The following is a 13098-nucleotide window of genomic DNA, read 5'->3' on the forward strand; positions in this document are numbered from 1 at the left end:
TAGTCCCCTCGTCCTCGCCTACGACCTCCACACCCCCGGGGCCGAGGCGGCGGCCCGGGCTGTGCTGCCCCGGCTCTCCGTCGACGACCGGGAACGGGTCGCCCGGCTGCGTCGCCCCGACGACCGCACCCGCTCGGTGCTGGCCCGCTGGATCGCGCTCCAGGGCGCCGCCCGTCTCCTCGGCACCCCGTGGACCGGCCTCCGGCTCACCCGGGACGCCCGAGGCCGCCCGTACGTCGTGGGGCGACCGCGGCTGTCGCTGAGCCTCGCGCACAGCGGGCGGTACGCGGTCGCGGCCGTGGCCCATGGCGGGCGCGTCGGCGTCGATGTGGAGGCGATCTCCCGGGTGGCCGCCCTGCCCGACAGCGCCTACCTCACCCCGGCGGAGATCTCCGCCCTCCCTCCGGCGCCGCACGGCATCGAGTCCAGGGCGGCTCTCTGGGCGCTGAAGGAGGCCGCCACGAAGCTCACCGGCGAGGGCCTGCGGGCAGGCATGAGACACGTGGGCTTCCGCCGCCGGGAGGCGACGCGGGGGCCGATCGTCGCGCAGACCCCGTACACCCCCGGCGTGTTCACCGCGCACCGGCTCCCCGGCGGCTATGTCTGCGCGGTGGGGCTGGACATGGGACCGCAGACAGAGGAGACCGAGGAGACAGAGAGGAGCGCATACGTCATGCATCTGACGCGCCCGATCCAGGAGCACCGCACCCCGAACCCCGGTGGCGCGCCCGCCGACGACGACGACCCCGTAGCGCCGGGCCGCCCCGAACCGGACGAGGAAGAGACCGAACCCCACATCTGGCTGAGCGTCAACTGAGCTGCCGCCGCTGCCGCCCCGCCACCTCCCGGCACGCCTCCACATACCCCCGTACCAGCACCCCCGCAGACCCCTCCCGCCGCCACGCGAGCGCATACCGGCTCGGCGACACCCCGCGCACCGGCCGGGTCACCACCCCGCCCAGCGTGATCAACGGGGCGTTGCCCGCGGCCACCAGGCAGACGCCGAGGCCCGCGACCAGGGCCTCGTACGTCTCCTCCGTGCCGGCGATCTCCGCGCCGACGCGGGGCGGGCGGCCGGCGCGGGAGTCCAGGGCGAGCCAGTGGTCGCGCAGCGGACCGGCACTCTCGGGCAGGGCGAGGAACGGCTCGTCGGCGAGGTCGGCGAAGTCGATCTCGGCGCGGGACGCCAGCGGATGACTTTCCGGGAGCGCGATCAGGCGGGGCTCCTCGGCGACCACCGTCCACGCGTACCGCTCCGCGTCCGGCAGCGGCAGCCAGACGAAGGCCACGTCGACGTCCCCGTCGGCCAGCCCCGCGGTCGGGTCCTCCCAACTCACCTGGCGCAGCCGCACCGTCGCCTCCGGATGGGCGGCGGTGAAGCGGGAACGGATGGCAGGGAGGAGCCCACCCCGCCCGGGGCTGGTGCTCATCCCCACGGTGAGGGTGCTGCGCCCCTCCGCCCGGACCGCGTCCAGCGCCGCCGTCCCCTCCGCCCACCCGTCCAGCACCCGCCGGGCGTACGGCAGCAGCGCCTCGCCCGCCCCGGTGAGCGCCACGCCGTGCCGGTCGCGCCGGAACAGCTCGACGCCCAACTGTCGCTCAAGGGCCCGTACTTGTTTGCTCAACGCGGGCTGGGACACGTACAGCCGCTCGGCGGCACGGGTGAAGTGCAGTTCCTCGGCCACCATGAGGAAGTAGCGCAGATCCCGCAGATGAACGTCCGTCGTCATAGCCATCGGTTATCACCACGGGTCTTGGACGGGCAACCACCCACGGCCGCAAGCTGTTTCACGGAAGACGGACCGAGAGCAAGCGAGCAGGAGCAGTCATGAACAAGGTGTGGCTCATCACCGGCGCGAGCAGCGGCTTCGGGCGGGCCATCGCGGAGGCGGCCCTCGCCGACGGCGACGTGGTCGTGGGCGCGGCCCGCCGCCCCGAGGCGCTGGACGACCTGGTCGCCGCGCACCCCGACCAGGTGGAGGCGCTGCGCCTGGACGTCGCCGACACAGCCGCGGCCGAGGCGGCGGTACAGGACGTGGTGGCCCGGCACGGCCGGATCGACGTCCTGGTCAACAACGCGGGCCGTACGCACGTCGGCGCCTTTGAGGAGACCGGCGAGGACGAACTGCGGGCGCTGTTCGACGTGCATGTCTTCGGCCCGGCGGCGCTGGTGCGCGCGGTACTGCCCTCGATGCGTGAGCGTCGCTCGGGCGCGATCGTCCAGATGAGCAGCATGGGCGGGCAGATGTCCTTCGCGGGCTTCTCGGCGTACAGCGGCACAAAGTTCGCGCTGGAGGGCATGTCCGAGGCGCTCGCGGACGAGGTCGCGGAGTTCGGCATCAAGGTGCTGATCGTCGAGCCGGGCTCCTTCCGGACCTCGCTGTTCGAGACGGACCGGGCGGGCGTCAGCGCGGACTCCGGCGTCTACGCCAAGGTCAGCGGCACCCGCGGCTTCGTCTCCGGCGGCGACGGCACCCAGCCCGGCGACCCGGCCAAGGCCGCGGCCCTCATCCTGGCCGCCCTCCGCTCCGACCGCACCCCGCTCCGCCTCCCTCTCGGCGACGACGGCGTCACGGCGGTCCTCGGCCACCTCGACCAGGTCAGGGAGGACATCACGCCCTGGGAGAAGGACGCGAGGGCGACGGCGTTCGACGACTGAGGGCAGCCTCGACACCGCGGGTCGGCGTTCGTCAGTCCTCGTCGTACTCGGGCTCTTCAGGGTGCTCCGCCGGTTCCGTGACCCAGCCCGCCGACAACACCAGCCGCGAGTGCCGGTGCACGGCGAGGAAGCCGAAGGGGCGGTCGAAGCGGGCGTTGACCCTGGTGGTGATCCAGCGGAGCTGGGGGACGCCGCCCGCGACCGCGCCGAACGCGGTCACCGCGGCGGCGCGGAACCCCAGGGCGGTGAACCGCGCCATGGCGGACTGCTTGGCCGACTCGACGGCCAGCGGGGTCGTGGCGCTGATGTCGGGGAAGTGGCCCCGGCTCGTGTCCATGGCGGTGGTGAGGCCGAAGAGTTTGTGCAGTTCCAGGAGGTCGTGCAGGGCGCGGATGTCGAAGCCGACCGTCGCCACGTTCAGCGTCGGCGGTTTCGGCTCGGCGGAGCGCACCTTCACCACGTTCAGCCCCGGCCCCACCTCCCCGTAGGGCAACTGCGGCCCAGGCAGGACGGTCACCCGCCGCGCGAGGATGTCCACTCCCGCCCCCAGCACCTGCCCCGGCGTCATCCCCTCCTCGCCGAGCAGCAGATGCACGTCGATCGCGTTGTCGCCGTACACCTTCAGCTCGGTGACATGCCCGGCCGCGGTGTCCGCGACGCCGACCCGGTCGAGCAGGGCGCTACGGCGGTAAAGCCCGGCCAGCTTCCGGTCCGCCCACGGTCCGGTCTCCGGCCACATCGGCCAGTCCTCGAACGGCCGCAACCACTCCGTCCGCAACGCCAACGCACTGGCGAGCACCATCTCGGTGTCCGGCGTCACCTGTACGGGCATCCCCTCAATGAGCCCACCTGTCCGCTTCGCCGCCCACGCGTCCAGCGCCGCCTTGTCGGCGGCCTTGTCCCCCGTCAGCACCCCGTGCGCCTCCGCCGGCAGCCCCGCCTCCCAGCGCTCCCGCAGCTCCAGCGTCCGCTTGGTCCACAGCCCGAGGGCCGAGTCAAGGCCGCGCATCCGCCCCATGGCCTCCAGCAACTCCCGCGCGGCGGACGCCGATCGATCCGCAGGCATACCGACGGCCTCGGCCAGCTCCGCCCGGGCGGCCCCGTCCGCCCCGTCCGCCAGAAAGGCCAGCAGCGGCCAGACACCGGCCGCCGAGAAGACCGTCCCGCCCTCGGAAGCCCCCGCCCACCGCGCGGTCAGCCCGTTGACCGCCTGAATCGTGGCATTCGTGACCACTGTTCCGCCCCCGCTCACCCTGCGCTTACCATGCGCCCAGTCGTACGACAGTTCGCCACCCCAGTCCGAACCAGGAGCACGGTACCCGTGTCCATACCTCCGCCTCCCGGCCCCCACCAGCCCCATGGGCCGTACCCGCCGGGTCCTTTCACCCCGCCAGGGCCCTGGGGCTACGGCTACGGCGGATACGCGCAGCCCGTGCCCGTCAACGGCGTCGCCATCGCCGCCCTGGTGCTCGGCATCCTCTGCTTCCTGCCTGCGGTCGGGCTGGTCCTGGGGCTGATCGCGCTCGCGCAGATCAAGAAGAAGGGCGAACGCGGCAAGGGGATGGCGATCGCCGGTTCCGTGCTGTCCGTCGTCGGGCTCGTGCTGTGGACGGTGTCGCTGTCGACCGGGGTCGTGTCCGACGCCGTGGACGGCTTCAAGGACGCCGCGCGCGGCGAGGGCACCGCCTACGCGCTCGCCAAGGGCGACTGCTTCGACTCGGGCACCGGCTCCCTCCAGGGCGACGCCTACGACGTCGACGAGGTGCCCTGCACCGGCGCCCACCACGGCGAGGTGTTCGCCGTCGTCACCCTGCCCTCGGGCTCCTTCCCGGGCGACGACGAGGTGACCGACATGGCCGACGACAAGTGCTACGCCCTCCAGGAGGACTACGCGATGGACGCGTGGGCCGTACCGGAGAACGTGGACGTGTACTACCTCGTGCCGTCCGAGGACAGCTGGACCTTCGGCGACCGCGAGATCACCTGCGTCTTCGGTGACGTCGACGAGAAGAAGAGCCTGACCGGCTCGCTGCGCAACGACGCCACCAACCTGGACGCGGACCAGATCGCCTTCCTGAAGTCGGCCAACGCGCTGGACCGGGTGCTGTACGAGGAGCCCGTGGACTACGCCGAGGACGACCTGTCGGCGAACCGCAAGTGGGCGGGCGAGGTCGGCACCGCCCTCGGCGAGCAGGCCGAGGCGCTGCGCGCCCGCTCCTGGCCCGGAGGCAAGGTGGGGGCCATCAGCGACCTCGCCGCCGACCTGGACGCGGCCCGCAAGGAGTGGGAGAAGGCCGCCGCCGCGAAGAACGTCGACGCGTACTACGAGCACTACGACGCCGGGTACGACTACATCGACGGCGACACCACCGTCACCGCCCGCAAGGCTCTGGGCCTGGCCACCACGGTGCCGTCGTACGACGAGGACTACGAGGGCGGAGGCGGCGGCGGGGACGCGGGCGAGCTCGATGTGTGATCGCCGCTATAGCGGGGAGAAAGTGCCTGCGTAAAGCCCGCCGGGGCCACATGTCACTACATCGAGTGATTCTCTGGCCTTTGCTTGCATGGCTCAACCCACGGTTGCCACGCTGTTGCTGTCTGTACAACCTGATGGGAGCGGCCAGTGACTTTCGGTGAGCAGCCGGCGTATCTGCGTGTCGCGGGTGATCTCCGCAAGAAGATCGTCGACGGTTCGCTGCCACCGCACACCCGGCTGCCCTCCCAGGCCAGAATCCGCGAGGAGTACGGCGTCTCGGACACCGTCGCCCTGGAGGCCCGCAAGGTGCTGATGGCCGAGGGCCTGGTCGAGGGCCGCTCCGGCTCCGGGACGTACGTCCGTGAGCGCCCGGTGCCCCGCAGGGTCGCCCGCTCCGGCTTCCGCCCGGACGGCGGCGCCACGCCCTTCCGCCAGGAGCAGGCGGACGGCGACGCGCGCGGCACCTGGGAGTCCAGCAGCCGGCAGGCGGAGGCCAGCGTCGCCGTCGCCGAGCGGCTCGCGATCCGCCCCGGTGACCGCGTGATGTGCACCAAGTACGTCTACCGGGACAACGGCGAGCCGATGATGCTCTCCACCTCCTGGGAACCCCTCGCGGTCACCGGCCGCACCCCGGTGATGCTCCCCGAGGAGGGCCCGCTGGGCGGCATGGGCGTCGTCGAGCGCATGGCGGCCATCGACGTGATCGTGGACAACGTCACCGAGGAGGTCGGCGCCCGCCCCGGCCTCGCCGAGGAACTCCTCGCCCTGGGCGGCGTCCCCGGCCATGTCGTCGTGGTCGTCCACCGCACGTTCTACGCCTCCGGCCGCCCCGTGGAGACGGCCGACGTGGTCATCCCGGCCGACCGCTACCGGGTCGCGTACCACCTTCCGGTGAAGTAGCGCACACCTTTACGGCTGTTGCCCCGGACGCCGGGTCAACAGCCGCCCCTTCGAACGCCGTTGGATTCTGGCCGTTCTCGCAGGTGGCCCCCTACGCGCGCATACGCCTCTGACCGGACGCATCGACCCCTGCGCACGGCGCGTTCGCCTCCGCACGCCCCCCTCGTTCTGGCCGGTTGCGTACCTCTTTGTGAAAAGGCGTATTCGCTGCGTAAAGGTTAGGCGTAGGCTCGGGCATATGCGGATTGCGGTTTCCTTAGCGGGCGGGGCGTTGTCGGGAAGGAGCAGTGGGGGGCGATGAACGACAGCACGATCACTCTTCCCTGGCTCGTCATACGACAGGACGACAACGGCAACCGCTACCGCGTGGGCCGCTACGCCACCCGCGCCGAGGCCCAGAAGATCGCCGACAGCCTCGACGACCGCGGCCACAAGCAGCTGTACTGGGTCGAACGCATCGGCCAGAACGGCGACGCCACCCGCAACTGACCGAGCCCCGGCCTCCCGTAGGCTCCGCCCCATGACCGAACGCACCCTGGTGGTAGGAGCCGCCCTCCTCGACGCAGGCCGCCTCCTGGCCGCCCGCCGCAGCGCCCCACCCGAGTTGGCGGGCCGCTGGGAACTCCCGGGCGGCAAGGTGGAACCGGGCGAGTCCCCGGAGGCCGCCCTGGTGCGAGAACTCCGCGAGGAGCTGGGGGTGGAGACGGAGGTGGGGGACCGGGTCCCGGGCGAGTGGCCCCTTCGGGTTCCGTACGTCCTCCAGGTCTGGACGGCTCGCCTGCTGCCCGGCTCTCCGGACCCCAAGCCCCTTCAGGACCATGACGAACTCCGCTGGTTGAGCCGGGATGAGCTGTGGGACGTGCCGTGGTTGGACCAGGACATCCCGGCAGTCAGAGAAGTGGCGACCAGGTCGCTCACCTAGGGGCGCGGGGAACTGCGCGACCAGCCACGACGAACCCGCACCCGCCCGACAACCAGGCACCCCGAGCTCTTAGGCGCCCGGCGTACCCCCGTTCGCACCACAGTGCGCCCCGCCACACGGTAATCCCCACCGGATATCGGGTATGTGCCCATTAACCCCACGAAACCGGACATGGGTGTGGCCTGGGAAGTGATCGGCGTGATCGACACCGAAGGCGACTGCGCCGAGTGGTCGTTCCCCGCGGACCCCGGCGCCGTACGCGCCGCCCGCGGAGCCGTCCGCGGACGACTGCGTGACTGGGACCTCGACAGCATGGCCGACCTCACCGCCCTGCTGGTGAGCGAGCTGGTCACCAACTCCCTGCGGCACGCCACCGGCCCGATCGGCGTCCGCCTCGTCCGCCCCACCGGCCTCGACGCCGTCCTGCTGGTGGAGGTCTCCGACCCGCTCCCGGACCCGCCCCGCGAGCGCGTCGCGCTGCCCGAGGACGAGAGCGGACGGGGTCTCCAGCTGGTCGCCCACTCCTCGCGCCGCTGGGGCACCCGCCCCGGCGCGTCCGGGAAGACGGTGTGGTTCGAGCTCGCGGTGCCGCAGTGAACGCGGCGGTGAACGCCGCAGCGCACCGGGGGCGTACGGGCTGTACGCGTGCGCCCGCACTGTCCACCGTCTGGTTCAGGCCACTGGCGGTTGTCGGAGCGCGTGATTCGACTGCGTGTTGGCTGGTTAGAAGACTGGAAGTGTTGTCGCGGTGCGGTCCAAAAAACGCTGGGACCGTGCTGTGATCGTGAACACCGTGTTGTGCGGCGCCGTAGTGCTGGATACTGCGGGCAGCCGCTGCCGGTGACCGGTGCCGGGCGCGGTGAGCTGGAGGGGACGGTTCGCGTGAGCGAGATACCAGCGAAGGCCACGGAGTCCGAGGACCCGTCGGACGGCGCGAGGTCACAGGCCGCGGGTGAGGCCGTGGCCCCACAGGGTGACGCCATGTGGCAGAGCAGTCCGCCCGGCTCGATCTACGACTACATCAAGGTCGCGTCCTTCTCCATCGGCCCCGACGGTCTCGTCGACCAGTGGAGCCTGCGCGCCGAGCAGGTCTTCGGGATTCCCGCCGAGCAGGCGGTCGGCATGGACCCCATCGAGGCGTTCATCGACCCGGACCGGCGCGAGATCGGCCAGCGCAAGATGGCCGAGATCCTCGACGGCCGCGAGTGGACCGGCGTCGTCCCGTTCCGGGCCCCGGACGGCGAGGACGGCACCCGCGGGACCGAGGGTCTCGCCGAGGTCTATGTCATGCCGACGCGGACCGAGGACGGCGCGAAGGCCGCCGTCTGCATCGTCGTCGACGTCCGCACCCTGCGCAGCATCGAGACCGACCTCGCCGCCTCGCAGTCGATTTTCGGTCAATCTCCGTTCGGCTTCCTGCTGATCGACCCCGACCTGCGGGTGCGCCGCGCCAACCAGCGGTTCGCCACCGTGTTCGGCGGGACACCGGACGACCACCGGGGCAAGGGCGTCCACGACTACCTGCCGCGCCCCGAGGCCGAGCGGGTGGCGGCCACCCTGCGCCGGGTCCTGGACACCGGCGACTCCATCACGGACATGCACGTCACGGGCTTCGTGCCGGGCTCCGAGGACCGCCGGCACTGGTCGGTCAACCTCTACCGGGTGCACAGCGGCTCCGGGCGCCCCATCGGCATCGCCTGGCTCGCCATCGACATCACCGCCCGCCGCCAGGCCGCCCGGGAAGCCGCCGCCGCCCGGCGCAATCTCGCCCTTCTCAACGAGGCCGGTGCCCGCATCGGCAACTCCCTCGACCTGGAGACCACCGCCCGCGAACTCCTCGACGTCGTCGTCCCCGGCTTCTGCGACCTGGCGACCGTCGACCTCTACCAGGGCCTCCTCGCCGGCGACGAGACCCCGCCCGGGCTCGCCGACGGCAGCGCCGAACTGCGCCGGGTCGCCTTCGCCAGCGCCGTCTCCGACGCCCCCTTCGCCGGCTCGGGCCCGCCCATAGCGGTCGGCGCCGTCCACCACTACCCCTTCAACTCGCCCTGCGCGGACGCCCTGCGCACCGCCCGCCCGCAGTACATCCCGGCCGAGGAGGGCGGCCTCGTGCAGTCCACGCTCGCCGTGCCGATGGTCGCCCACGACACCGTCGTAGGCCTGGCGCAGTTCGCGCGGACCAAGGGCAGCGAGCCGTTCGGGGACCGGGACCGGGAGCTGGCCGTCGAGCTGGCGGCGCGGGCCGCGGTCTGTATCGACAACGCGCGGCTGTACCGGCGGGAGCACGAGCGGGCGCTGATGCTCCAGCGGTCCCTGCTGCCGCCCGGCGACCCGGTCGCCTCCGGCCTCGACATCGCCTGCCGCTACCGGCCCGGCAACTCCTCCTCCGACCGGCCCAGCGAGGTCGGCGGCGACTGGTTCGACGTCATTGAACTGCCCGGGCACCGTACGGCGTTGGTGGTCGGGGACGTCATGGGGCGCGGGCTGCGCGCGGCCGTGGCGATGGGTGAACTCCGGTCCGCCGTCCGCACCCTGGCCCTGCTCGACCTCGAACCGGCGGAAGTCCTCAGCGCGTTGGACGAGATCGCGCGCGGGCTGGGCGCGCCCGGCGGGGTCCAGCAGGCCACCCGGGCCGCGCGTCGGCCCCGCGAGGCCGACCTGTCCGAGGTGTACCTGGCGACGTGCGTGTACGCCGTCTACGACTCGGTCACCCGCCGCTGCACCTTCGCCAACGCCGGTCATCTGCCGCCCGTCCTCGTCGAACCCGGCGAGGCGGCGCTGATGCTCGACGTCCCGCCGGGCATGCCGCTCGGCGTCGGCGGGGAGCCCTTCGAGGAGGTCGAGGTCGAACTCCCCGAGGGCGCCCTGCTCGCGCTCTACACGGATGGACTGGTCGAAAGCCGCGATCACCCCCTCGACGAGGGCCTCCAGGCGTTCGTAGGGGCGCTGACCGATCCGGCCCGCCCCCTGGAGGACGTCTGCGACCACGTCCTCAACACCCTCGACACCCACCACGGCGAGGACGACATCGCGCTGCTGATGGCCCGCGTCCAGGGCCTGCCCGTCGACTCCGTCGGCGACTGGACCCTGCCGCGCGAGCCGCGCAGCGTGGGCCGGGCGCGGGAGTACGCGCGCGGGCAGCTGCTCAGCTGGGACCTGGAACCGCTGGTCGACACCACGGAACTGCTGGTCAGCGAGCTGGTGACCAACGCGCTGCGATACGGCGAGGGCGAGATCAGACTGCGGCTCCTCCTCGACCGCACCCTGGTCTGCGAGGTCTGGGACTCCGGCCTGGTCCAGCCGCGCCGCCGCCGCGCCCGCGACACCGACGAGGGCGGCCGGGGCCTGCAACTGGTCGGCCTGCTCAGCGCGGCCTGGGGCTCCCGCCGTACGCCGCGCGGAAAGACGGTGTGGTTCGAACTCCCGCTGCCGGACGGCGAAACGGGCCTGACGGACCCGGCGGAGGCGTTGCTGAGCCTGTTCTAGACGTCCGTGGGCAGGCTGGAGCTGGACTGGGCGCGGCGCCCCCGGCCGCGCGGGCCGCCGAAGCTTGCCGCTGCTCCGTCGTCCAGCAGGATGCCGCCGAGCACCGCCCCGGCGCCCCCGCTCTCGTGTTCGGCCGCTCCGGCGACGGGGTTGCCGTGCACGCGGACGTCCTGTTCGGCGAGGTCACGGGACTCGACGGCGAGCGCGTCGGCGGCCACCGGGTCCTCGCCCAGCAACCGCGCCGCCTCCGCCAGCCGGGTGCGGGCCGTGGCCCCCACCGCGCCCCGGTGCGTCGCGACGAAGTCGTCCGCCCCCGCCACGGCGGCCCTCCCCGCCAGCGCGGCGGCGGCCCCCAGCACCCCGGCCGTGGGCTCCGCGGCGAGCGGCGCGACCGCCCGCACGATCCGACGCAGGGCGTCGAGCGGGTCGTACGGAGCCCCACTCGCCACCTCGTCCCGTACGAAGGCCAGCACGTTGTCCGCATGCAGAATCCGGGCCCGCAGCTCGCCGACGGGCACCTGGGCCGCCGAAGACCGCTGCGCCCGCGCGATCTCCGCCTCCGCGCCGGTCAGCGCGGCCGGCACCAGGGCCGCGGCCCCGGAGAGCTCGGTGCCGAGGCGTTCGACGCCGTGGAGGAAGACGGCGGCCTGGGCGATCGCGCCCTCGGCCGCGCGCAGATGCAGGGCGGCCCGGTCGTGGGCGGCGAGGTCGCCGGCCTGGCGGGCCTGGTTGAGGCGCAGGGTGGCGAAGACGAGCCGGTCCTTGGCCTGCTCCACGTATCCGGTGACCTCGGCGACGGCGGCGGGGCCGTACCGGGCGGTCAGATCGGCGAGCAGCGCCTCGACGGCCTGGGTACGTCCGGTGAGCGCCCGGAACCGCGTCTCGGCCAGCCCCAGTGCCTCACCCGCCCCCTGCTCCAGGCCGCGCAGCTGGTCGACGCCGGCCGCGGCCTCGTCCAGTCGCCGCCCGGCCTCCTCGCAGCGGCCCACGATCCCGGCGAGCGCGTGCTGCCGGGCCGAGGCCTCCTCCGGTACGCCGTCGTCGTACTGCTGCCGCATCCGGAAGGCGGCCCGCAGCTCGGCCTCCGCGCCCCGCAGGGCGAGGACGGTGGACACCACCGCGCTCTCCCCGAACCGGGCCTCGACGAAGCCCAGCTCCTCACGGCTGGTGCGGACACTGTCGTCGGCGGCCACCAGCAACAACCGCGCCTGCTCGTCCAGTTCGGCGAGCGGTGGCGCTGCCGCGACCGGGGCGGGAACACCGCCGGGGGTGGTCCGGGTGCGGGCCCGCCGCGTCCGCCGTACGTAGGCGTATCCGGCCACCACCACCGCGGCGCCCACCGCCACGAGCGGCAGCACCAGGTCCGCCGCGGACGACCCTTCCTCGTCCTGTGCGACCGCCGCCTGTGCGCGCCCGTCCGCCGCCGGAACACGGTGCTCGGTCGTCATCCCCGGCAGCACCAGCCACAGCACGCCGATCAGCACACCCAGCAGGGCGTGCACGACCCGCACGGATATGTGCGAGGTCGCCCGCCGCGGCCGGCCCCGTATCAAGGATGACGTCACATTTCGGAGCGTATGAGCAGGAATGCGAGGGCGCGACCGGGAAGAGAGGAGTGAGGGGACTGGGTGGGCTGGGTGCGTCGAAATCCGGCTGCGGCTGTCGGGGCCGGGTGCCAGGATCGGGCGGATGACCGGCACCCGCACGCCCCTCACCCGCGCCGACCTCGCCCCCCTCGCCCGCGCCGCCGTCGGAGGCGGCCGCACCCTCGCCGCCGCCACCCGGCTGCACGGCGGCACCAAGAAAGGCGTCTACCGGCTGACCTTCGACGACGGCTTCAGCGCGATCGCGTACGTCTGGTCGCCGGACGAGGACTACTGGGACGCGGGCCCCTCCGACCTCCGCGACCCGTTCTCCCACGGCACCGGCCTCGACCTCTTCACCGCGGCACACGACCGCCTGGCCGCCGCCGGCGTGCGGACGCCCCGGCTGCTGCACGTCGACGCCGAGGCCCGGCAGGCGGTCGTCGAGGACCTCCCCGGAGACAGTCTGGAAGCGGCCCTGCCCCGCGACCCGGCCCTGCTGGACCGGCTGGCGGCCCTTCTCGACACCCTGCACGCCCACACCGGCCCCCGCTTCGGCAAGGTCGCCCTCGTCGACAACGGTGGCACCTCGTACGGGACTTCCTGCGCGCAGCGGGTTCTGGAGGGTGCCCTGCGTGACGTGGAGGAGGTGGCTCGGCGGGAGCCGCGCGCTGCCGCCGTGCGGGAGCAACTCCAGGAGCGGGTAAAGGTGTTGGCCGCCGAGGTCCGGCCGCGCCGGCGTCACACCCTCATCCACGGTGAACTCGGGCCCGATCACGTCCTGTTGACCCCGGCGGGTGAGCTCGCCCTCATCGACATCGAAGGGCTGCTCTACTTCGACGTGGAGTGGGAGCACGTCTTCCTGGAGATCCGGTTCGGGGACAGCTACGAGGCCCTCCGCGTCCCGGGCCTCGACGAGGACCGGCTGCGGTTCTACCGGCTCGCCATGCGGCTGTCCCTGGTCGCCGGGCCGTTGCGGCTGCTCGACGGAGACTTTCCCTTTACGGAATTCATGCGCGGTATTGCCGAGCACAACCTGGTCCAGGTCCTCGACCTGGTGCGACGATGATCG

Annotated in this window: 12 protein-coding genes; 9 read left to right on the top strand and 3 right to left on the bottom strand. The window is 72.8% G+C overall.

All coding sequences use genetic code 11. The features are described from left to right. The first annotated feature begins 61 nt into the window (after nt 1–61). Nucleotides 62–817, top strand: a complete 756-nt coding sequence (locus IQ210_RS15525) for a 4'-phosphopantetheinyl transferase family protein (protein ID WP_194079612.1) — start codon at nt 62–64, stop codon at nt 815–817. Here the strand turns inward: IQ210_RS15525 and IQ210_RS15530 are convergent. Beyond that, nucleotides 810–1736, bottom strand: coding sequence for a LysR family transcriptional regulator (locus IQ210_RS15530; RefSeq protein ID WP_194079613.1), 927 nt, complete (start codon nt 1734–1736; stop codon nt 810–812). The genes IQ210_RS15525 and IQ210_RS15530 overlap by 8 nt on opposite strands. A 92-nt stretch (nt 1737–1828) precedes the next feature. On the opposite strand from IQ210_RS15530, the gene IQ210_RS15535 reads away from it, so the two are divergent. Beyond that, nucleotides 1829–2659 carry an oxidoreductase gene (locus tag IQ210_RS15535; RefSeq protein WP_194079614.1) on the top strand — a complete coding sequence of 277 codons (831 nt, stop codon included), beginning with the start codon at nt 1829–1831 and terminating at the stop codon, nt 2657–2659. Between the two features lie 31 nt (nt 2660–2690). On the opposite strand, the gene IQ210_RS15540 is transcribed toward IQ210_RS15535, so the two are convergent. Next, nucleotides 2691–3893 carry a serpin family protein gene (locus IQ210_RS15540; RefSeq protein ID WP_322656375.1) on the bottom strand — a complete coding sequence of 401 codons (1203 nt, stop codon included), beginning with the start codon at nt 3891–3893 and terminating at the stop codon, nt 2691–2693. 87 nt (nt 3894–3980) lie between these two features. Here IQ210_RS15540 and IQ210_RS15545 point away from each other — a divergent pair, with 87 nt between their 5' ends. From IQ210_RS15545 to IQ210_RS15570, 6 genes are all read left to right on the top strand, one after another. Further along, nucleotides 3981–5135 (top strand): DUF4190 domain-containing protein, encoded by a 1155-nt coding sequence (locus tag IQ210_RS15545; protein ID WP_194079616.1) that lies wholly within the window; start codon nt 3981–3983, stop codon nt 5133–5135. A 147-nt stretch (nt 5136–5282) separates the two neighbouring features. Beyond that, nucleotides 5283–6035: a GntR family transcriptional regulator gene (locus tag IQ210_RS15550; protein ID WP_194079617.1), complete on the top strand. Its 753-nt coding sequence runs from the start codon at nt 5283–5285 to the stop codon at nt 6033–6035. A gap of 297 nt (nt 6036–6332) precedes the next feature. Beyond that, nucleotides 6333–6524, top strand: a complete 192-nt coding sequence (locus IQ210_RS15555) for an SPOR domain-containing protein (protein WP_079308128.1) — start codon at nt 6333–6335, stop codon at nt 6522–6524. 31 nt (nt 6525–6555) lie between these two features. Beyond that, nucleotides 6556–6957 (top strand): (deoxy)nucleoside triphosphate pyrophosphohydrolase, encoded by a 402-nt coding sequence (locus IQ210_RS15560; RefSeq protein ID WP_194079618.1) that lies wholly within the window; start codon nt 6556–6558, stop codon nt 6955–6957. A 171-nt stretch (nt 6958–7128) separates the two neighbouring features. Then, nucleotides 7129–7554, top strand: a complete 426-nt coding sequence (locus tag IQ210_RS15565; RefSeq protein ID WP_194079619.1) for an ATP-binding protein — start codon at nt 7129–7131, stop codon at nt 7552–7554. Nucleotides 7555–7839: 285 nt separating this feature from the next. Then, nucleotides 7840–10443: a SpoIIE family protein phosphatase gene (locus IQ210_RS15570; RefSeq protein WP_194079620.1), complete on the top strand. Its 2604-nt coding sequence runs from the start codon at nt 7840–7842 to the stop codon at nt 10441–10443. Here the strand turns inward: IQ210_RS15570 and IQ210_RS15575 are convergent. Next, on the bottom strand, nt 10440–12008 hold the full coding sequence (locus tag IQ210_RS15575; protein WP_194079621.1) for a hypothetical protein: 1569 nt from the start codon (nt 12006–12008) through the stop codon (nt 10440–10442). The two genes, IQ210_RS15570 and IQ210_RS15575, sit on opposite strands and share 4 nt — an antisense overlap. 124 nt (nt 12009–12132) lie before the next feature. Between IQ210_RS15575 and IQ210_RS15580 the strand changes: the two genes are divergently transcribed. Then, complete coding sequence (locus tag IQ210_RS15580; RefSeq protein ID WP_194079622.1) at nt 12133–13095, top strand: phosphotransferase; 963 nt, start codon at nt 12133–12135, stop codon at nt 13093–13095. Nucleotides 13096–13098 lie beyond the last annotated feature (3 nt).

This window comes from Streptomyces justiciae, from assembly GCF_015163075.1.
GTDB classification, from domain to species: Bacteria; Actinomycetota; Actinomycetes; order Streptomycetales; family Streptomycetaceae; genus Streptomyces; species Streptomyces justiciae.